This is a genomic window from Corynebacterium sp. MSK122, assembly GCF_030229435.2.
Taxonomy (GTDB): Bacteria; Actinomycetota; Actinomycetes; order Mycobacteriales; family Mycobacteriaceae; genus Corynebacterium; species Corynebacterium marquesiae.
This window is the reverse complement of record NZ_JASPHV020000029.1, coordinates 1-18887: the sequence shown is the minus strand read 5'-3', so window position 1 is coordinate 18887 and position 18887 is coordinate 1. Positions and strand designations below refer to the sequence as shown.

21 protein-coding genes and 1 pseudogene are annotated in these 18887 nt (G+C 61.1%); 16 read left to right on the top strand and 6 right to left on the bottom strand.

Going from position 1 to position 18887, the window contains the following annotated elements:
* Positions 1-209: pseudogene (locus QP934_RS10400) on the top strand (hypothetical protein); the annotation flags it as partial.
* 221 nt (positions 210-430) lie between these two features.
* On the opposite strand, the gene QP934_RS10395 reads toward QP934_RS10400, so the two are convergent.
* The 3 genes from QP934_RS10395 to QP934_RS10385 form a co-directional block, all read right to left on the bottom strand.
* Complete coding sequence (locus QP934_RS10395) at positions 431-1303, bottom strand: hypothetical protein (RefSeq protein ID WP_419127481.1); 873 nt, start codon at positions 1301-1303, stop codon at positions 431-433.
* Between the two features lie 221 nt (positions 1304-1524).
* Positions 1525-2583: a CNNM domain-containing protein gene (locus tag QP934_RS10390; protein ID WP_005324190.1), complete on the bottom strand. Its 1059-nt coding sequence runs from the start codon at positions 2581-2583 to the stop codon at positions 1525-1527.
* Positions 2583-3977: a hemolysin family protein gene (locus QP934_RS10385; protein WP_419127480.1), complete on the bottom strand. Its 1395-nt coding sequence runs from the start codon at positions 3975-3977 to the stop codon at positions 2583-2585. Before QP934_RS10385 ends, QP934_RS10390 begins: the two co-directional genes overlap by 1 nt.
* A gap of 147 nt (positions 3978-4124) precedes the next feature.
* Between QP934_RS10385 and hemW the strand changes: the two genes are divergently transcribed.
* The 8 genes from hemW (at position 4125) to QP934_RS10345 (ending at position 12094) form a co-directional block, all read left to right on the top strand.
* Complete coding sequence (hemW, locus tag QP934_RS10380; RefSeq protein ID WP_419127479.1) at positions 4125-5264, top strand: radical SAM family heme chaperone HemW; 1140 nt, start codon at positions 4125-4127, stop codon at positions 5262-5264.
* 59 nt (positions 5265-5323) lie between these two features.
* Positions 5324-6373 carry a heat-inducible transcriptional repressor HrcA gene (hrcA, locus tag QP934_RS10375; RefSeq protein WP_419127478.1) on the top strand — a complete coding sequence of 350 codons (1050 nt, stop codon included), beginning with the start codon at positions 5324-5326 and terminating at the stop codon, positions 6371-6373.
* 69 nt (positions 6374-6442) lie between these two features.
* The gene (gene dnaJ / locus QP934_RS10370; protein WP_284791392.1) at positions 6443-7594 is read left to right on the top strand and encodes a molecular chaperone DnaJ; all 1152 of its coding nucleotides are present in this window, start codon (positions 6443-6445) and stop codon (positions 7592-7594) included.
* A complete protein-coding gene (locus QP934_RS10365) occupies positions 7594-8352 on the top strand; it encodes a 16S rRNA (uracil(1498)-N(3))-methyltransferase (protein WP_419127477.1) in 759 nt (252 codons plus the stop codon). The genes dnaJ and QP934_RS10365 overlap by 1 nt, the downstream gene beginning before the upstream one ends.
* 23 nt (positions 8353-8375) lie before the next feature.
* Complete coding sequence (locus QP934_RS10360) at positions 8376-9356, top strand: PhoH family protein (protein WP_239194127.1); 981 nt, start codon at positions 8376-8378, stop codon at positions 9354-9356.
* Positions 9353-9970, top strand: a complete 618-nt coding sequence (ybeY, locus tag QP934_RS10355; protein WP_005326445.1) for an rRNA maturation RNase YbeY — start codon at positions 9353-9355, stop codon at positions 9968-9970. Before QP934_RS10360 ends, ybeY begins: the two co-directional genes overlap by 4 nt.
* A gap of 51 nt (positions 9971-10021) precedes the next feature.
* On the top strand, positions 10022-10870 hold the full coding sequence (gene pdxY / locus QP934_RS10350) for a pyridoxal kinase PdxY (RefSeq protein ID WP_340418868.1): 849 nt from the start codon (positions 10022-10024) through the stop codon (positions 10868-10870).
* 207 nt (positions 10871-11077) lie between these two features.
* The gene (locus QP934_RS10345; RefSeq protein WP_284791389.1) at positions 11078-12094 is read left to right on the top strand and encodes a formamidase; all 1017 of its coding nucleotides are present in this window, start codon (positions 11078-11080) and stop codon (positions 12092-12094) included.
* 85 nt (positions 12095-12179) lie between these two features.
* On the opposite strand, the gene QP934_RS10340 is transcribed toward QP934_RS10345, so the two are convergent.
* Positions 12180-12566 carry a hypothetical protein gene (locus QP934_RS10340; protein WP_419127476.1) on the bottom strand — a complete coding sequence of 129 codons (387 nt, stop codon included), beginning with the start codon at positions 12564-12566 and terminating at the stop codon, positions 12180-12182.
* Between QP934_RS10340 and QP934_RS10335 the strand changes: the two genes are divergently transcribed.
* The 4 genes from QP934_RS10335 to QP934_RS10320 all read left to right on the top strand — a co-directional run bounded on the left by QP934_RS10335 (position 12565) and on the right by QP934_RS10320 (position 15412).
* Entirely contained in the window at positions 12565-12768 is a 204-nt protein-coding gene (locus QP934_RS10335) for a hypothetical protein (RefSeq protein ID WP_419127475.1), read from the top strand. The genes QP934_RS10340 and QP934_RS10335 overlap by 2 nt on opposite strands.
* A gap of 117 nt (positions 12769-12885) precedes the next feature.
* Complete coding sequence (gene era, locus QP934_RS10330; RefSeq protein ID WP_419127474.1) at positions 12886-13923, top strand: GTPase Era; 1038 nt, start codon at positions 12886-12888, stop codon at positions 13921-13923.
* A 6-nt stretch (positions 13924-13929) separates the two neighbouring features.
* Positions 13930-14646 (top strand): DNA repair protein RecO, encoded by a 717-nt coding sequence (gene recO / locus QP934_RS10325; protein WP_419127473.1) that lies wholly within the window; start codon positions 13930-13932, stop codon positions 14644-14646.
* Positions 14647-14656: 10 nt separating this feature from the next.
* Complete coding sequence (locus QP934_RS10320) at positions 14657-15412, top strand: isoprenyl transferase (protein ID WP_005324214.1); 756 nt, start codon at positions 14657-14659, stop codon at positions 15410-15412.
* Between the two features lie 74 nt (positions 15413-15486).
* On the opposite strand, the gene QP934_RS10315 is transcribed toward QP934_RS10320, so the two are convergent.
* Both QP934_RS10315 and QP934_RS10310 read right to left on the bottom strand, forming a co-directional pair.
* Positions 15487-15906: a Fur family transcriptional regulator gene (locus QP934_RS10315; RefSeq protein ID WP_049378544.1), complete on the bottom strand. Its 420-nt coding sequence runs from the start codon at positions 15904-15906 to the stop codon at positions 15487-15489.
* A 71-nt stretch (positions 15907-15977) separates the two neighbouring features.
* Positions 15978-16268 carry an ArsR/SmtB family transcription factor gene (locus QP934_RS10310; RefSeq protein WP_049378545.1) on the bottom strand — a complete coding sequence of 97 codons (291 nt, stop codon included), beginning with the start codon at positions 16266-16268 and terminating at the stop codon, positions 15978-15980.
* Positions 16269-16452: 184 nt separating this feature from the next.
* Between QP934_RS10310 and QP934_RS10305 the strand changes: the two genes are divergently transcribed.
* Genes QP934_RS10305 through QP934_RS10295 form a run of 3 tightly spaced genes read left to right on the top strand, consistent with a single transcriptional unit; the run spans position 16453 to position 18790 of the window.
* Positions 16453-17832: a glycine--tRNA ligase gene (locus tag QP934_RS10305; protein ID WP_284791386.1), complete on the top strand. Its 1380-nt coding sequence runs from the start codon at positions 16453-16455 to the stop codon at positions 17830-17832.
* Positions 17833-17834: 2 nt separating this feature from the next.
* Positions 17835-18344, top strand: coding sequence for a hypothetical protein (locus QP934_RS10300; protein WP_419127472.1), 510 nt, complete (start codon positions 17835-17837; stop codon positions 18342-18344).
* Entirely contained in the window at positions 18344-18790 is a 447-nt protein-coding gene (locus QP934_RS10295; protein ID WP_419127471.1) for a hypothetical protein, read from the top strand. The genes QP934_RS10300 and QP934_RS10295 overlap by 1 nt, the downstream gene beginning before the upstream one ends.
* Positions 18791-18887 lie beyond the last annotated feature (97 nt).

Below are 18887 nucleotides of genomic sequence, written 5' to 3'. Positions count from 1 at the left end.
GGCGTGATGGTCGCGACGGACGTGACGGCCGCGATGGCATCAACGGTAAGGACGGCAAGGACGCAGACATGTCTTCCGTCGCAGGGTTCTCCTTCCTGGCTGCGCTCGTAGGCGGCGGCACGGTGCTGGGCATCCTGTCCACTATTGACTACCTCTACACCCACGGCATGCTGCCGAAGAACAGCGTCCCATGGCGTATCAACCAGTAAGACCTTCCTGTTGAGGCATTAGCTGGAAAAGAAAAGCCTCCGCGAGCATAAGCTCGCGGAGGCTCTTCCTTATTGCGGGCGAAGTTTCGGTGGATTCTCTTGCGAGGCATTCGCTATCGCCCTCCCTTCGCGCTCACCGGCGCAGCGGATTCCGCGGCGAAAGCGCCGCTGGTGAGCGCGAAGGGCGGGGTAGAGGAAGGCGGGAGGCAGGAAGCGTGGACTTAGGCAGAACGGGCGGCCTTTTGTCTGGCGGTGATGGTGGAAATGAGGTCGCTCAGGAAGCGAGTGGGGTGGTCGATGAGCTGCCGAGGGGTATAGCAGAGAATGGTGAAGCCGGCCTCGCGCAGACGTCGGTGCCGCTCACGCTGATGGGCAAGCGCCTTCGCGGGGATTATGTCGATGAGGTAGGCGTTGTTGATGCATAGGGCGGTCGCGATGCCGGGCAACGCGGTGAACGACGCCTCGAAGAACATGGGCCAGGGGAAATCGGCCTCAATGAGGAGGGCGCGGGCGAAAGACTCGTAGGGAGAGCGGGAAAGAGGTGAGGCGTGGTGGATTACGGCGCGGACGATGCGGCTATTGCGCACCCGGCCCATGCAGGCAAACTCTTCCTTGAGGTCTTCCCGGCTGAGGCCGGAACGCAACGCCGAGTCGGCGGCGATGAGGCCGTCGGTGAAGCCGTGGTAGCGGGCGACGTCGATAACCGCGCGGGCCTTGGAAACGCAACGGGTGCCGTCCACGAGGACGGGCTCGGGAAGGGAAGCCTTGCGATAAATGCGCTCGGGATGGCGGCGGTCCTTGTGGGGAAGCGTATTGGTGGGAAGGGCCATTTCAATTTTTTCCTCGGCTGTGGCGATGACCCACAGTCCGTGCACGCGGGCGGCGGACTTGGAGATGAGCACCGCGGTATAGGCGCTGCGGGCGGCGGCGATGGCGCGCAGGCGCAGCTGGGAGGGGAAGTCGAGGTAATGGTAGTGATCGCGCCGGACTGCGATGCGCGGTGCGAGTTTGAGGTAGGTGCCGTTTTTCAGGTCGGTCCAGAAGGTGGGGTGGTTGGCGCGGATGGAGTCGATATTGGTCAGTGGTGGTGTCATGCCTCCTAGGAAAGGGCACGCTGTCGGCCGGCGCGAGGAGGTGGCGGCTGGGCCTGTGGATAACAAGGCCGCAGGGAAAGGCGAGTGAGCGAAGTGGCGGCTGGGAAAGTTACGGCCACAGTTATCCACAGTCGGGGGCAACAGCCCTTGCGAGTGGGGGCAAAACGGCAAAGCCCGCGCCGGCCACAAAGAAGCGGGCGCGGGCGAGGTCGCGGCAGGAACTAGACGGCCGGGGGAGGGGTGACCTTGTCTAGCTGCTCGGTAATCTGCGGCCATAGCTGGCCCATGATGTCATCCCAGGTAAGGATCCATACGGCATTGTCCTTATCGGCCTTGCCCACCATGACAAGCTGCTCGTTGCGAGCGCGCATATGGTCCAGAGTCTTCTGGACGGTGGTGGAAGAAGACACGGACAGGGCAGGGCGGGAGAACTCGAGCACCGGAGTCTCCGGCTCGGCCAGCAAGGTATCGCGCACGTGGACCACGCGCGGGACGCGGGAGTCCTTAGGGAAGACCAGCACGCGCATGATGTTCTTGCGCACAACGAGGTCTTGGAGGTCTTCCACGGTGGCGTCGGAAGGCAGGGGCACTACCTCAGAACCATGCTCGCGAGCCATGGCACCAACGGTGGAGTTTTCCAACTCGATGACATCAGAAATCTGGTTAGCAGACTCATCGTCCAACGCACCGGTCTCGCGGGAGTGCTCGACCAAGGTGCGCAGGGTTTCAGCGTCGTAGCCGGCCGCACCGGCGCGGTCGACGGGCTCTTCGCCGGCTAGGGACACCATTTTGTTGGCCATGACGTTGATCCACTTCAGCAGCGGGCGGAAGATCCACACGAAGCCACGTGCGGGGACCGCGATGAACTGCAGGGCGGTCTCCGGGTGGGTAATCGCCCAGGACTTCGGCGCCATTTCACCCAGCACGAGGTGAAGGAAGGTGACGATGAAGAGTGCGAGGAGGAAGCTGACGACGTCGGCAATGCCCAGCGGCAGGCCCGCGGCCTCCAGCGGTGCCATGAGCAGGTGGTGCACCCAGGGCTTGGTCACAGCGCCTAGCACAAAGGTGGCGGCGGTAATGCCCAGCTGCGCGCCGGCGAGCATGATGGTCAGCTCATTGAGCGAGCGCAGGCCGGCGCGGGCGGTGCGGGAGTTTTCCGCATCCTCTTCCAAACGGTTGCGGCGAGCGCCCATCAAGGAGAACTCGATAATCACAAAGAAGCCGGAAGCGGCGATGATGAGCAGGGTAACGAGGAGGTTAAACCACCAAGACTCGGTCATTATGCATCCTCCTTCTCATCGTCACCATCGGAGTGGTCGGAGTAATCCTCCACCAGCTCGATGGCAAGGACGGACGGCACGTGGCGGTCCACCTCTTGCACCCGCAGGCGGACGGAGCGAACGGGCGCCTCATCGTGGTCCACCCAGTCATCTGGCTCGGCTTCGAGCTGGATGGTGTGTTCCTCGCCTACCTCGGGCAGCGCACCGGAGTGCGCGATGATGAGACCGGCGACGGTCTCGAAGTCGCCCTCAGGCAGGTCGTGGCCGATGGCGCGCTCGATCTCATCAATCGGCGTATCGCCGTCGACTAACCAGTGGGAATCGTCCTGTTCGGTGATTTCCTCGGTTTCTTCGATATCGTGCTCATCGGTGACATCGCCCAAGATTTCCTCGGCCAAGTCCTCCATGGTCACGATGCCTACGAAGCCACCGTATTCATCGATGACACAGGCCATCTTTTGGTCACTATCGCGCAGCTCGTCCACCACATCCGGCAGCGGCATCAGCTCAGGGACCACCACGGGTTCCTGCATGATACTGGTGGCCTTGGTGGCGGCGGGAAGGTCGCTTCCCAGGACGTCGATAAGATGCACCACGCCCACCGGGTTATGTTCGTCATCGATGACGGGGTAGCGCGTGTGGTCGGTAGACATCATCTCGCGAACCTCACCAAGGGTGGTCTCCGGATCAATGACGCCCACGCGGGAGCGCGGGATCATGGCGTGCTCTACGTCGTGCTCAGGGAAGTCCAGCAGGCGGTCGAGCACCATGTAGGTATTTTCATCCAGATCGCCAGCCTCGTGGGAGGAATCCACGATGGATTCCAAGTCATCGGCGGTGGCGGAGGAGTCCACGTCTTCTACCGGCTCGATGCCAAAGACCTTGAGGATGGCATTGGAAGAATACTCAAAGAAGTGGATGAGCCAGCCGAAAATCCGCAGGTAGATTTGCGTGGATGCGGCCAGCCAGCGCGCCGTCTTCATGGGCGCGGCGATGGTGTAGTTCTTGGGGAAAAGCTCCGCGAAGAGCATGGTTGCAATCGTGGAGATGAAAAGCGCCGCGACGGTGCCCACGGTGACAGACACCGCGGACGGAACACCGACGCCGCCGAGCAACGTACCTAGTCCCTGGCCTACGAGCGGCTCCGCAACATAGCCGATGAGCAGGCCGGTAATCGTAATACCAAGCTGCGCGCCGGAGAGCATGAAGGAGGTCTGCTGGGTAATAGCCAGCGCGCGCTGTGCTGTTTTATCCCCCTCAGCAGCCTGTGTCCGCAGCTGTGTGCGGTCCACGGACATGAAAGAAAATTCCTGGGCCACGAAGTATGCATTCGCGACGATGATGAGGCCGATGACTACGAAGCCGGCCAGGATCATCACAATAGCCGATAACATGATTTACTCCCCACCGCCTAGAAGGAGGTAGGGACATCGACTCGGAGGTTCCACTGAGGGTGCCTTTCTACTTGGGAAGATGGAAACATACTACATGCTTAACCCCCATTTCAGCCATTTTGTTCCCTCCCTATTAGGGTTTTATCCATGACTGAACCCTTCGGGCTGTATATTCACGTTCCCTTCTGCGCCACTCGCTGCGGGTATTGCGATTTCAATACCTATACTCCGGGCGAGTTGGGTAGCCCGCGCGATCTCACCGGACCCTATCTGGATGCCTTGGATCGCGAGCTGGAGTTGGCGGCCGCGCGCGTAGGCCGCCCGGCCGAGACCGTCTTCATCGGCGGCGGCACGCCTTCCTTGCTGGGTGGGCAGGGGCTGACCCGGATCCTCAATACCGTCCGCTCCACCTTCGGATTGGCGCCAGGGGCGGAGGTCACCACCGAATCCAACCCGGAGTCCACCTCACCGGAGTATTTCGCCCAGCTTGCCGACGCCGGCTATACCCGCATCAGCCTCGGCATGCAGTCCGCATCCCCCGGCGTCCTCCAAGTCCTGGAACGCGCCCACACCCCCGGCCGCGCCTTCGCCGCTGCTCGCGAGGCCCGCGCCGCTGGCTTCGAGCACGTCAACCTGGACATGATCTATGGCACGCCCACCGAAACCGATGACAACGTGCGCGAAACGCTCGACCGAGTGCTAGAAACCGGCGTAGACCACGTCAGTGCTTATTCGCTCATCGTAGAAGACGGCACCCGCATGGCGCGCAAGGTCAAGAAAGGCATCTTGCCCGCACCGGAAGAGGATGTGCTAGCCCGGCGCTATGAGATGATTTCTACCACCCTCGAGGCGGAAGGCTTCGAGTGGTATGAGGTTTCCAATTGGTCCAAGCCCGGTGGCGAGTGCGAGCACAATCGCATCTACTGGATAGATGGCAACTGGTGGGGCGCAGGCCCCGGTGCCCACTCGCATTTGGGCAATGAGCGCTTCTTTAACGTCAAGCACCCCTCGCGCTATATCAACGCCCTCGGCCGCGGAGAGCTGCCCATTAAGGAAACCGAAACGCTCACTGAGGCCGATCGCCACATGGAAAAGATCATGCTCGGGCTGCGCCTGCGCGAGGGCATCCCGGAGGCCTGGCTCGATGCCCACGCTGCCCCGGCCCTCGAGCGCTTCATCGGCCGCGGCCTGCTCGAGCGTGCCGGCGAGCGCATACGCATCACCAAGCCCGGCCGCCTGCTGGCCGATGGCATCATTACCGATCTCCTCGTCGCCGAAGAAACCTAATCCTCGTCCCAGCTAAACTCGAAAGCACGTGAAAGAGCCAAGCGAATAGGAGCGCCATAGTGTCTACCTCAACCGATGCCCGCCGCAAGGAAGTCCTGCGCGCCATCGTGGCGGACTATATTGCCTCCCAGGAGCCCGTTGGCTCTAAGTCGCTCTTGGAGCGCTACCAATTGGGCGTCTCCTCGGCCACCATCCGCAATGACATGGCCGTGCTCGAATCCCAGGGCCTTATCTCCCAGCAGCACGCTAGCTCCGGCCGCGTGCCCACACAACAGGGCTACCGCCACTTTGTGGACTCCCTCCATGAGGTCAAGCCGCTTTCGGCCCCAGAGCGCCGCGCGATGCTCAACTTCTTGGAAGGCGGCGTTGACTTGGAGGATGTGCTGCGCCGCTCGGTGCAGCTACTGGCGCAGGTGACAAAGCAGGCGGCCGTCGTCCAGCTGCCCAACCTCAAGGTCTCCCGCGTCAAGCACTGCGAGGTCGTGGCGCTATCCCCAGTGCGCCTGCTGCTGGTGCTTATCACCGATAACGGCCGCGTGGACCAGCGCAATGTCGAGCTCGATGAAATCATCGACCAGGATCAGACCTTCCGCTTGCGCGACATCGTCAATAGCGCGCTGGTGGGCAAGACGCTTAGCGACGCGTCCGTGGAGCTCGCCCACCTCGTCGATGGCGCCCCCTTGGATATCCGCCACCACGTGCTCAAGGTGGCCACCACGCTCATCGAGACCCTAGTGGAACAACCCTCTGACCGGCTGATTATGGCCGGTGCCTCCAACCTGACGCGTGTGGCGCGCGAGTTCCCAGAAGGCTTACCTAAGATTATCGAGGCGTTAGAAGAACAGGTCGTCGTCCTCAAGCTGCTCGCCCGCGTGCCGGATCTCGGCAACGTCTCCGTGGTTATCGGCGAGGAAAACGAGGAAGACCAGCTGCGCCAAGCCTCCGTGGTGGCCACGGGCTATGGCCTCGGCACCGGCGATGAGGTGGCCACACTGGGCGGTCTCGGCGTGGTGGGGCCTACCTTTATGGATTACTCGGGAACAATTTCTAAGGTCTCTGCCGTTGCACGGTATGTGAGCGAAATTTTGGCCGGCGAGCAGTGCGAGTAAACTAGCTGGCCGCGCATAATTTTTTCAAGTTAACCCCAACAAGACGAATTAGAAGGAATATCTCTTACAGTGGCTCGTGACTATTACGGCATCCTCGGTGTTGATAAAAACGCAACTGACCAGGAGATTAAAAAGGCCTACCGCAAAATGGCCCGCAAGTATCACCCGGATCTAAACCCGGATGATGATGCTGCCGCGGAAAAGTTCCGCGACGCCGCGCTGGCCCAGGAGGTCCTGCTGGATCCGCAAAAGCGCCAGATCGTGGACATGGGCGGCGACCCCATGGAGCAGGGCGGCGCCGGTGCCAGCGCCGGTGGCTTTAGCGGCTTCGGTGGCGGCGGGCTAGGCGATATCTTCGCCGAGTTCTTCGGCGGCGGGGCCGGCGGCTCCCGCGGCCCTAAGTCCCGCGTCCAGCCGGGCAACGATGCCCTGCTGCGCACCCGCATCACCCTGGAAGAGGCCTACACCGGTCTGAAGAAGAAGGTCACCGTGGATACTGCGGTGCTGTGCGATAGCTGCGGTGGTACCGGTTCCGAGTCCAAGGCCAAGCCGGTTACCTGCGATAACTGCAATGGCATGGGTGAAATCCAGGAGATGCAGCGCAGCTTCCTGGGCAACGTCATGACCACCCGTCCGTGCCCGAAGTGCCAGGGCTTTGGCGAGGTCATCACCGATCCGTGCAACCACTGCGCCGGCGATGGCCGCGTGAAGAAGCGTCGCGATATCACCGTTAATATCCCGGCCGGCATCAATGATGGCATGCGTATCCGCATGGCCTCCCAGGGCGAGGTAGGCCACGGCGGTGGCCCGGCCGGCGACCTCTATGTTGAGGTCCACACAGAGGAGCACCCCGTCTTCCAGCGCAATGCTGATGACTTGAACCTCACCGTGCGCGTGCCGATGATTGATGCCGCCTTGGGTACCAACTTCACCATCGATCAGCTAAGTGGCGAAGAGCTCACCATCGATATCGAGCCAGGTACCCAGCCGGGCGAGTCCATCAAGGTCGAAGGCGCCGGCATGCCGCGCCTGCGCACCGATGGCTATGGCAACCTCTTTGCCCACGTGGACGTCGTTGTGCCGAAGGACCTGGACCGCAAGACCCGCGAGTCCCTGGAGAAGATCCGCAACTCCCGCGACGAGGGCGCGCGCGTGCGTACCACTGGCGACGGCCAAGAGGAATCCTTCTTCAGCCGCCTCCGCGATAAGTTCCGCCGCTAATGTCGCTGCCCGTCTTCATCCACCCGGACCTTTCTGCCGCGCGCACCGGCGAGGCTTTCAGCTTTTCCGGCCCAGAGGCCCGCCATGCCGTGACGGTCAAGCGCATGGGGGAGGGCGAGCGCCTCGAGCTTATCGACGGCACCGGTATCCGCCTCACCCTCACCATCACCGCTACCTCGGGCAAGGACTCCTGGGAAGGCACGGTCGACTCCATTGTGACCGCGCCCGAGCCCACCCCGCGCGTGACCGTGGTGCAAGCCATCCCGAAATCCGAGCGTGCCGAGCTCGCCGTGGATCTCGCCACCCAAGCCGGCGCCGATGAGATCATCGCCTGGCAGGCGGATCGCTGCGTGGCTAAATGGGACGGCAAGAAGGCTCCCAAGGCGGTAGCCAAATGGCAGGCGGCCGCGGATTCCGCAGCTAAGCAATCCCGCCGCGCTCGCATCCCCCAGGTGCGCGGTCCGCTGACCACCCCGCAGCTCGTTCAAGAGCTCACCGGTGGCCGCGACGGCGCTTCCTCCAACGCTCCCACTGTGCTCGTGTTGCACGAGGAAGCAACCGTCTCCATCAAGGACGTGCCGCTGACCGACGACGTCGTCCTGCTCGTCGGGCCCGAGGGCGGCATCGGGGATGACGAGCTCGATCGCCTCAAAGAAGCCGGCGCCATGCCCATCAAGCTCGGCCCGGAAGTGCTGCGTACAGCGAGTGCGGCAATGGTGGCGCTGGCGGCAATCGGCATGCGCACCGAGCGTTGGTAGGCGGCGCTGGTAGCCTAAAGCACGTGCCTATCATCACGAAGAAATGTGAGCTAGATTCCGCCTACGTCAGCAGCGTTCTAGGTAGCGCGGACGACAACTTGCGCGTGCTCAATAACCGCCTGGATGCGGACCTTTTTGCCCGCGGCAATGTCGTCACCGTCACCGGTCCCGATTATGAAGTGGCTCGCGCCGCGAAGATCCTCGACGAGCTCGAGGCCATCGCCCGCCGCGGCCACGCCGTGTCTACCGATACGGTCAAGCACACCATGGACATGGTGGCCGTGGAGGCGCCGCAGTCGGTGTCGGCGGCGCTGGCGGCGGACATCGTTAAGCGCCGCGGCAAAGCCATTCGCCCGAAGACGGTGGGCCAGTCTGAATACGTACAAGCCATCGACGATAATACGGTGGTCTTTGGTATCGGCCCGGCCGGCTCCGGCAAAACCTACCTTGCGGTAGCCAAGGCCGTGCAGGCCCTGCAGACCAAGCAGGTCTCGCGCATTATTCTCACCCGCCCGGCTGTGGAAGCAGGGGAGAAGCTCGGCTTTTTGCCGGGCACGCTCAATGACAAGATTGACCCTTACCTGCGCCCGCTATATGACGCCCTGCGAGACATGCTCGACCCAGAGATGATCCCCAAGCTCATGGAGGCCGGCATCATCGAGGTCGCCCCGCTGGCCTATATGCGCGGCCGCACGTTGAACGATGCCTTTGTCATTCTTGACGAGGCTCAAAACACCACGCCCGCGCAGATGAAGATGTTCCTGACTCGCCTGGGCTTTGGCTCCAAGATTGTGGTCACCGGCGATGTCTCCCAGGTAGACCTTCCACACGGCCAGGTCTCCGGCCTGCGCATCGTGCGCCGCATCCTGCGCAACGTGGAAGATATTCACTTCGCGGACTTGGGTTCCAAAGACGTGGTGCGCCACCAACTGGTCGGGCGCATCGTCAATGCCTATGAGACCTTTGATAATAAGAAAGCCGCAGAATACGAGGGAATGGAATGAGTATCGAGTTTCTCAATGAATCCGGCTTCGAAGGCGTCAACGAGGAGATGCTGATTGACGTCGCCTCTTATGCCTTCGGTGCTATGGACATCAATCCCGATGCCGAGTGCACTATCACTTGTGTGGATTTGAAGACCATCGAGGATCTCCACGTGCGCTGGATGGATCTGGAAGGCCCCACCGATGTCATGAGCTTCCCCATGGACGAGCTCACCCCCGGTGCGATTGCGGGTGGCGGCCGCCCCGATGCCGCCGATCCCGGCCCGGCCATGTTGGGCGATATCGTGCTGTGCCCCGAGTTTGCCCTACGCCAAGCAGAGGCCGCCGGCCATTCCCTGGGCCACGAGCTCGCCCTGCTTACGGTCCATGGCTGCCTGCACCTTTTAGGCTATGACCACTCCACCCCGGCCGAGGAAAAAGAAATGTTCGGCCGCCAAAACGAGCTGCTTGCGGATTGGTACGACGATGCGGCCGAGCGCGGTGTTTCCTATCAGCCCAAGCCCTCCGGCCCTAAGGCTTTTCCCGACGCCGCCGAGCGCGCCAACTTGGACAAGCAGGTTCCTGGCGGGGGCATCCCTGCGGTGGGAGAACCACAAGATCGCCCGGAAGAATAATTTTTCGGTTTCTTTTGTGAGCGCGTGCGCCGCGTAGCACAATGGAAACCTATGACTATCCTTTCCATCCAGTCCCACGTCACCTACGGCCACGTTGGTAACTCCGCGGCCGTCTTCCCCCTGCAGCGCGCCGGCCATGAGGTGTGGCCGGTTCACACGGTGAACTTTTCCAACCACACCGGCTACGGCGACTGGGGCGGGCCGATGATTCCGGCTAGCGATGTCACCTCCATCATCGATGGCATTGAAAAGCGCGGTGCTTTCTCGCAGATCGACGCCATCCTTTCCGGCTACCAGGGCGGCGCCGATATTGCCGACGCCATCGTGGAAACCGTCCGCCGCATCAAGGCCGCCAACCCCAAGGCCCTCTACGCCTGTGATCCTGTAATGGGCAATGCCAAGTCCGGCTGCTTTGTCTCCGATGAGATTCCGCCGCTGTTGCGCGACCGCGTCGTCCCTGTTGCCGATATCATCACCCCCAACCAATTCGAGCTGGGCTACCTCACCGATTCAGAGGTTGGCACCCTTGATCAAACCCTCGCCGCGGTAAATAAAGCCCAGGAAATCGGACCGAAGACCGTGCTGGTTACCTCCGTCAAGCGCCCCGAGACCCCTGAAGACCAGATTGAGATGCTCGCCGTTGACGGCGACCGCGCTTTCTTGGTGTCCACGCCACTGTTGCCGTTCAAGCGCAACGGCTCCGGCGACGTTACCGCCGCCCTGTTTACCGGCCACTACACCGAGACCAGCGACGTCAAGGAGTCCCTGCGCCGAACTGCCTCCTCCGTCTATGACCTGCTGGAAAACACCTACGAGGCAGAGACTGCCGAGCTCCAGCTCATCCAATCCCAGGACGTCTTCGCGCATCCACGCATGCAGTTCCACGCTGAGGAGCTTTAATCCACGCCTAGGCGTCATCTGCCAGCTCTATCGGGATTCAGCCGAGCTGAGGATTTCCCCTCAGCTCGGCTCTTTTATTCCATTAACGGCGGCTCCCGGTGAGTCTCTCATACGAGACTACTTCTCTGGATGAATAGTGTGACGTACTACCACAACGTCAGTAGTATGTCTCTCGTCACATCATCTACTTTGCTATAGGAGTCCACCATGTCCAGCACCGGCAGCATCAGCGCATCCCCCGACGGCCTGTTGATGGCCCTCATGCAGTACCCCGTTCCCGTGGTCAATACCCCGGAAGACGTCCAAGCCAGCGTGGACGAAATCTGCCGCATGGTGGGTTCCACCAAGGCGGGCTACCCGGACCTCGACCTTATTGTCTTCCCAGAATATTCATCCTCCGGTCTCAACACCAAGATTTGGTCCTATGATGAATTCCTCATCGGCCTCGATGACCCAAAGGTGGACCAGTTCAAGCAGGCCTGCAAGGACAATGATGTCTGGGGCGTCTTTTCCATCATGGAGCCAAACCATGAGGAAGGAAAGCCTCCTTTTAATACCGCCATCATCATCAACTCCGATGGCGAAATCGCCCTGCACTACCGCAAGCTGCAGCCATGGACCCCCATCGAGCCTTGGTACCCAGGCGATTTGGGCATGCCGGTTTGCGACGGCCCGAAGGGCTCCAAGCTCGCTGTAAATATTTGCCACGACGGCATGTTCCCTGAGCTCGCACGCGAGGCTGCATACAAGGGCGCCAACGTCTATATCCGCATCTCTGGCTACTCTACGCAGACCCAGGATCAGTGGATCATGACCAATAAGACGAATGCCTTCCAAAACCTGATGTACACCGCATCCGTAAACCTGGCTGGCTACGACAACACCTTCTACTACTTCGGTGAAGGCAACGTTTGCAATTACGACGGCCACATGATTTCTGAGGGCCACCGCAATCCCGGCGAAATCGTCACCGCCGAAATCTTCCCAGAGCTGGCTGACAAGGCCCGCATCAATTGGGGCCTAGAAAACAACATCTTCAACCTGGGCAACCGTGGGTACGTGGGCTACCCCGGTGGCAAGACTGACAACTATCTCACCTGGGTCGAGGACTTGGCCAAGGGCGAGTACAAGCTGCCATGGGCTGACGACGTCCGCATCAAGGACGGCTGGAAGTACTACCCGGACGGCCCGCAGCTTGGCCCGCTGCCGGACGAGTTTAAGTAAGCGCCGCTAAGACACCACTAAGGCCCTGCACCCGTTTCGACGGGCGCAGGGCCTTGACGTTGCTTAACGCTCTGCCTTCTACCTGTTAATACTCGTAGCCTTCAACCGCACCCGTATCCGAATCGGCTGGCGCATCCGTAACCGCGCCAGACTCTGGTGTGTAACCTGCATCTATATCGCCGTAGCTATCGGGATAGTCCGAATCGGAAGGTGGAAGACCTCCATTGCACAGTTCGGCCCATTCCTCGGGGTACTTGTATCGTCCTTCTAAACCGCCACAGACTGCTTCAGCCCGAACAGATCTCTGAAGCTCTGGAGTATTACAGAGCTCGGTTGGGTGCCAAGAGCCATCGGAAAAGTGCCCAAATGCTCCTAATCCGATATCGCAATACAGCAGCTCCGGCTCGGCAGCCACGGCTTGGGGCTGGGTCTCCGGCTCGGGAGCGACGCTTTCTGCAGGTTCTTCAGTCATGGCCTCTTCACTGCTGGTGGTAGAAGAAGTGGTGGTTGAAGAACTGGAGATGCTGGAAGAAGAGGTTGCGGAGGAACTCGTGCTCGTCTCTGGGGACGGTTCAGAATCTGGAGAGGAGCAGGCGGAGAGGAAGAGAGTAAGTGCAGCGCCCAGAATTAAGGCAGGGGACTTGCGGGGCATGAAGGGACCTTTCGGAGAGTGAGCACGGTTTGTGCTGGGGAGAGAGGTTTCTCCATAGATTAGCCCTACTCTGTGTACCTGGTAGAAATTGCCGTGAAGTAATCGGAGTTTTTGCCTCTGTGGGCTATTATTGCGGGTAATGAGTTCTGATTTTGATGCACAGTTTGATGCGGCATTCGAGGGTCTTCCAGAAGACCCCGATGATGCCGTGCCGGAAGGCGCCGAAAATACGGCAGCCCCGCTTGATTATTCGCAATACACTGACACCCCGGAGGGGTTCCGTTCGGGCTTCGTATCCTTTGTGGGGCGTCCGAATACCGGTAAGTCCACGCTGACTAATGCCCTGGTGGGGCAGAAGATTGCGATTACTGCGGACCAGCCGGAGACCACCCGCCACACCATTCGCGGTTTGGTCCACCGCGATGATGCCCAGGTCATCGTCGTGGATACGCCGGGTTTGCACCGCCCACGCACCCTATTGGGCGAGCGCCTCAACGAGGTAGTGAAAGACACCTATGCCGATGTGGATGTAATCGGCCTGACCATCCCTGCCGATGAAAAGATTGGCCCGGGTGACCGCTGGATCTTGGAAAACGTGCGCAGCATCGCGCCAAAGACCCCAATCATCGGCATCGTCACCAAGCTGGATAAGGCCAGCAAAGATCAGGTTGGCGCGCAGCTGCTGGCCCTACACGAGCTGCTCTCCCAGGATGACCCGAATGCGGTAGTCATCCCGGTTTCCTCCAAGGCGGGTGTGCAACTGGATGAGCTGGTGCAGGTCATCGTGGACCACCTGCCAGAAGGCCCGAAGTTCTACCCGGATGATCACATCACCGATGAAGGCCAGGAGAAGCGCATCGAGGAACTCATTCGTGAAGCCGCCCTGTCTGGCTTGAAAGCGGAGCTGCCGCACTCGGTGGCGGTGCAGGTTGATGAGATGCTGCCGTCGCGCACCCGCGAGGGCGTGCTAGATATCCATGCCATTTTGTACCTGGAGCGCCCCGGCCAAAAGCGCATTATTGAGGGCAAGGATGGCTTGCGCTTCCGCCGCATTGTAGGCAATGCCCGCAAGGAGATCATCGAGCTGCTCGGCCACAATGTATACCTGGATTTGCGCATCAAGGTGCTGAAGAATTGGCAGTCTGACCCAAAGTCGCTGGGTAGGCTCGGGTTCTAAACCACTATGCGCGAGAACTATCGTGACCGCGCAGTGGTCATCCGCACCTATGACTTTGGTGAGGCCGACCGCGTCATAGTCCTGCTTACCCGCGATCATGGCCTCGTGCGCGCGGTGGCCAAGGGCGTGCGCCGCGCCAAGTCCCGCTTTGGTTCGCGCCTGCAGCTCTTCGTCAACCTCGATGTCCAGCTGTACGTGGGCAAAAATCTAGCCACCATTTCCCAAGCGGATACGGTGGATTACTTTGGCGCGCGCCTCATCGAGGACTATGAGCGCTACACGGCTGCGTGCGCGGTACTGGAATCGGCAGAGCGCCTTGCTTTTGCCGACGCCGCCCATGACCCCTACCTCTACGAATCCGTCACCGCGACCTTGGAGCAGCTGCAAACCGCGGACCCAACCATGGCGCTGGATGCCTTTTTGTTGCAGGCGATGGCGCATGCCGGCTGGGCACCGAGCCTGTTCAACTGTGCCCAGTGCAACCGGCCCGGCCCGCACCACGCCTTCCACCCGGCGGTAGGCGGCGCGGCGTGCCACGAATGCCGGCCGCCGGGTGCCGCGGAGGTAGACCCCGAAACCTTGCATCACCTGTGGCTTTTAGCGCATAAATATCCGACGAATCCCACGAATGCGCAAAAGCAGGAGGGGCACCGCCTAGCGCGGGCGCACCTGCAGTGGCACATGGAGCGCAATGTTTCCGCATTGCAGGTAATGGAGCAGTAGAATATAGCCCGTGATTACGCCAGACCCGAACCGCACTTTGACCCCGCCGAATATCCCGGACGAGTTCATGCCGCGCCATATTGCGCTGGTCATGGATGGCAATGGCCGCTGGGCCCAGGAAAAAGGCATGAAGCGCACCGAGGGACATAGGCGCGGCGAAGCCGTGCTTCTTGACGTCGTCGATGCCTGCCTTGCCGCCGGCGTTCCTTATCTTTCGGCCTATGCCTTCTCCACGGAGAATTGGCGCCGCAGCCCAGAGGAGGTCCGCTTCCTTATGGGCTTTAACCGCGACGTGTTGCGTCGCCAGCGTGAGTGGCTCAATGAGCGCGGCGTGCGCGTGGTGTGGGCTGGGCGCCGCCCGCGCCTGTGGCGCTCAGTGATTAAGGAGCTCGAGGCCGCCCAGGAACTGACCAAGGACAATACCAAGATGACCTTGGCTATGTGCGTTAATTACGGCGGTAGGGCTGAGCTGGTGGATGGCTTTAGGGACATCGCCAAGCAGGTTGCAGCCGGCGAGCTCAACCCGCGCGATATTAAGGAAGAAACCATCGCGCAGCATCTCTATGATCCGGACATGCCGGATGTGGATCTCTTCCTGCGCCCGTCCGGTGAGAAGCGCACCTCCAACTTCCTTCTGTGGCAGTCGGCTTATGCGGAGATGATTTACCAGGATAAGCTCTTCCCGGACTTCACCCCGGAGGATCTCTTCGCTGCTATCGAGGAGTACGCGCGGCGCGACCGTCGCTTCGGTGGCGTTAAAAAGTAGCGCGCACCACAAATAAAACCTCAGGCTTCGGAAGTCGGAGGCTGAGGTTAGGGGAGGGGGCGGCGGGTGGCTGTTTAGGCGGAAGCGGCGCAGTCGCTGCAGATGCCAAAGACCTCGGCATCGTGGCCGGTGAGCTCGAAGCCATAGTCCTTCGCTACGGAGGTCGCCCACTTTTCAATCGGGCCGCCATCGATTTCTTCGGTGCGGCCACACTTGGTGCACACCAAGTGGTGGTGATGGGCGTCAGTCTCGCAATGGCGGTAGAGGGTTTCGCCATTGGGCATGTGGAGCGCGTCCACTGCGTCGATATCGGTTAGGGACTGCAGGGTGCGGTACACGGTGGTCAGGCCCACCTTCTCCTCGCGCTCTTGAAGCTCGTGGTAGATCTCCTTAGCAGAGGAGAATTTCTCCATTTCCCGGAGCACCTCGACGACTGCGGTGCGCTGCTTGGTATTGCGCGCTCCTAGTTTGGGAATACTGTCGTGTAAAGCCATGATCGCAATATTATCAATTCTTTTTCAACAACTGCATGCTCAGGCGGCTTTATATGCACGGAAGAGGGGGGCTAGGAGGCGATCCTGGCGGCGTCGGCAAGCAGGTCCAAAACCTGCGGCGCAATGAGCGAGTAGGTTACCTCGCGGCCGCTGCGCTCGGAGTCCACGATGCCTGCCTGCTTGAGCACGCGCAGGTGCTGGCTGATAAGGGGCTGGGACTTGCCGGTGGCCTTGACCAGCTCATGGACAAAGTGATCGCGCTCGGCCAAACGGGAAATGATGGCGATCCGTAGGGGCGAATCGAGGGCAGCGATAACGCCGGCAGCCGCAGAAGTATTTGGGGCCTTGTAAGTGGTCGTCATAGGGAATGTCACCTTCAATTAAATACCTATTACCTGTCGGTCACCCTTATATTACCCGATACGTGCAATACGTTGTATTTATTTCAGATTAAATTCATGCCCCAATCCCACCGCCGGGAAGTGCTTCGGGTTAGACTGAACGAGATTGTCAAGACTGTCCCCTACCAGAGGAGTCCGAAAACTAATGGCATCCGTCATCGATACCGTTGTAAACCTGTGTAAGCGCCGCGGCTTGGTCTACCAGGCAGGTGAAATTTACGGCGGTTCCCGCTCCGCGTGGGACTACGGCCCTCTTGGTGTAGAGCTCAAGGAAAACATCAAGCGCCAGTGGTGGCGCCATATGGTGCAGTCCCGCGCAGACGTCGTGGGCGTAGATACCTCCGTCATCCAGCCGCGTCAGGTCTGGGTATCCTCCGGTCACGTCGAGGTCTTTTCTGACCCGCTGGTGGAATCCCGCCACACCGGCAAGCGCTACCGTGCCGACCACCTCATTGAGGCCTATGAGGAAAAGCACGGCCACGAGCCAGAAAACGGCCTGGCAGATATCAATGACCCGGAGACTGGCCAGCCGGGTGACTGGACCGAACCGAAGGCCTTCTCCGGCCTGCTCAAGACCTTCCTGGGGCCAGTCGATGATGAGCAGGGCCTGCACTACCTGCGCCCGGAGACCGCACAGGGCATCTTCGTTAACTTCAAGAATGTGATGACCTCTTCGCGCATGAAGCCGCCGTTTGGCATCGCGAACATCGGCAAGTCTTTCCGCAACGAGATCACCCCGGGCAACTTCATCTTCCGTACCCGCGAGTTCGAGCAGATGGAGATGGAGTTCTTCGTCAAGCCGGGCGAGGACGAAGAGTGGCACCAGTACTGGATTGATGACCGCTTTAACTGGTACGTGGACCTGGGCATCAAGGAAGAAAACCTGCGCCTATACGAGCACCCGAAGGAAAAGCTCTCCCACTACTCCAAGCGCACCGTGGATGTGGAGTACGCCTTTGGCTTCAAGGGCTCCAAGTGGGGCGAGCTGGAGGGCGTGGCCAACCGCACGGACTATGATCTGTCCGTTCACGCCAAGGGCTCGGGCGAGGACCTGTCCTACTACGACCAGGCCAATGACGAGCGCTGGATTCCGTACGTCATCGAGCCTGCTGCCGGCCTGGGCCGTTCCATGATGGCCTTCTTGGTGGATGCCTACGATGAGGAAGAGGCTCCGAACGCGAAGGGCGGCACCGATAAGCGCGTGGTCCTGCGCCTGGACCGCCGCCTGGCACCGATCAAGGTAGCCGTTCTGCCGCTGTCCAAGAAGGAAGAGCTCTCCGAGCCTGCCCGCAAGCTGGCGGATAAGCTGCGCGCCCACTGGAACGTGGACTTTGACGTCTCCGGCGCCATCGGCCGCCGCTACCGCCGCCAGGATGAGATTGGCACCCCGTTCTGCGTCACCTTCGACTTCGACACCCTTGAAGACGATGCCGTGACCGTGCGTGAGCGCGACACTATGGAGCAGGAGCGCGTGAAGCTCGATGACCTCGAGGCTTACCTCGCCGCCCGCCTGATTGGGTGCTAGTAATGCATTACACCACTTGGGATCGCTCCGACCGCGCAAAGCCCGTGCTCTTGGCCGAGGATGGCCCGGAGCAGCTGGGCGTATTCTCGGAGCATTCCGCGGAGGTGGACGGCCACTTCTGGCGCACCGAGGTCAGTGACCTTGGCGCCTCTGCCACGCTTGCCGACGGCTCCATTTACCGCCTCGCCGGCCGCCCCGGCCGCGACAAGCGCCTGGAGGCATCGCTCAACGGCCGTACCTTCACCTTCATCAATGAAAACAGCGGCGATTGGATCATCGATGACGTCGATGATGAAAAGGTAGGGCAGTTTACCGCCCGCAATTCCGGCGTGCGCAAGGCCATCCTCGAATTCGAGCACGATGCCGAGGGCCTGACCACCGCCGAAATCGCCGGCTTGAGCTGGTTTACCCGCGTCATCTTGGATGCCAATACCCAAGGCAAAGCCTGGGCCTGGATCATTACCTTGGTCCTGGCATCCATCGTCGCCCTCGTCGCGCTATTCGTTCTCTAATGACTGCGCAGTGGACCTGGCGCGCGGGCGCTCTCACCAACGCCGAGGGGCACGAGCTTGCCTCAGTGCGCGACGGCGTGCTTGCCACCGCGGCCGGCGAGCGCCTCGCAGTAGAATCCTCGCTGGATTCTTCCTCCCCGCGGTTCTTCCTGCGCGCGCAGACCGCCGCGGGCGAGAATTTCTCGGTCACCCAGGCCGGGATTACCGTCACCCGCCTGCGCGCGACCTGCGCTGACCGCGAGTACCTTCTCGAGCGCCGCAACCCCTTCCGCCGCGAGCGCCGCATCGTGGCCCGCGGCACGGGCGCCGAGGTTGCCAGCACCGCGCCGGCCGGCGATGGCCTGCGCGTGAGCGTGGGCGTGGGCGAACTGCCGGAGCTCGACGCCATCTTCTTGAGCTACGCCTGCTTGCTTCTCGACGCCTCCCCGCGCACCCTGCGCACCTAGCCCTGCGCCGGGGAGAGCCGGGAGCCGGGCCACCCGCGCGCGAGCCTAGGGCAGGGCTGCCGGGCCGTGGGGCGGACTGGGCAGGCTAGGCGGAATG

What these genes read in the sequence shown, in the direction of transcription:
- era (WP_419127474.1), top strand. Translation starts at nt 12,886, where the DNA reads ATGAGTTCTGATTTTGATGCACAGTTTGATGCGGCATTCGAGGGTCTT.
- QP934_RS10390 (WP_005324190.1), bottom strand. Translation starts at nt 2,583, where the DNA reads ATGACCGAGTCTTGGTGGTTTAACCTCCTCGTTACCCTGCTCATCATC.
- QP934_RS10300 (WP_419127472.1), top strand. Translation starts at nt 17,835, where the DNA reads ATGCATTACACCACTTGGGATCGCTCCGACCGCGCAAAGCCCGTGCTC.
- QP934_RS10305 (WP_284791386.1), top strand. Translation starts at nt 16,453, where the DNA reads ATGGCATCCGTCATCGATACCGTTGTAAACCTGTGTAAGCGCCGCGGC.
- recO (WP_419127473.1), top strand. Translation starts at nt 13,930, where the DNA reads ATGCGCGAGAACTATCGTGACCGCGCAGTGGTCATCCGCACCTATGAC.
- QP934_RS10295 (WP_419127471.1), top strand. Translation starts at nt 18,344, where the DNA reads ATGACTGCGCAGTGGACCTGGCGCGCGGGCGCTCTCACCAACGCCGAG.
- QP934_RS10365 (WP_419127477.1), top strand. Translation starts at nt 7,594, where the DNA reads ATGTCGCTGCCCGTCTTCATCCACCCGGACCTTTCTGCCGCGCGCACC.
- QP934_RS10345 (WP_284791389.1), top strand. Translation starts at nt 11,078, where the DNA reads ATGTCCAGCACCGGCAGCATCAGCGCATCCCCCGACGGCCTGTTGATG.
- pdxY (WP_340418868.1), top strand. Translation starts at nt 10,022, where the DNA reads ATGACTATCCTTTCCATCCAGTCCCACGTCACCTACGGCCACGTTGGT.
- ybeY (WP_005326445.1), top strand. Translation starts at nt 9,353, where the DNA reads ATGAGTATCGAGTTTCTCAATGAATCCGGCTTCGAAGGCGTCAACGAG.
- QP934_RS10315 (WP_049378544.1), bottom strand. Translation starts at nt 15,906, where the DNA reads ATGGCTTTACACGACAGTATTCCCAAACTAGGAGCGCGCAATACCAAG.
- QP934_RS10335 (WP_419127475.1), top strand. Translation starts at nt 12,565, where the DNA reads ATGGCCTCTTCACTGCTGGTGGTAGAAGAAGTGGTGGTTGAAGAACTG.
- QP934_RS10310 (WP_049378545.1), bottom strand. Translation starts at nt 16,268, where the DNA reads ATGACGACCACTTACAAGGCCCCAAATACTTCTGCGGCTGCCGGCGTT.
- QP934_RS10385 (WP_419127480.1), bottom strand. Translation starts at nt 3,977, where the DNA reads ATGTTATCGGCTATTGTGATGATCCTGGCCGGCTTCGTAGTCATCGGC.
- QP934_RS10395 (WP_419127481.1), bottom strand. Translation starts at nt 1,303, where the DNA reads ATGACACCACCACTGACCAATATCGACTCCATCCGCGCCAACCACCCC.
- QP934_RS10340 (WP_419127476.1), bottom strand. Translation starts at nt 12,566, where the DNA reads ATGACTGAAGAACCTGCAGAAAGCGTCGCTCCCGAGCCGGAGACCCAG.
- hemW (WP_419127479.1), top strand. Translation starts at nt 4,125, where the DNA reads ATGACTGAACCCTTCGGGCTGTATATTCACGTTCCCTTCTGCGCCACT.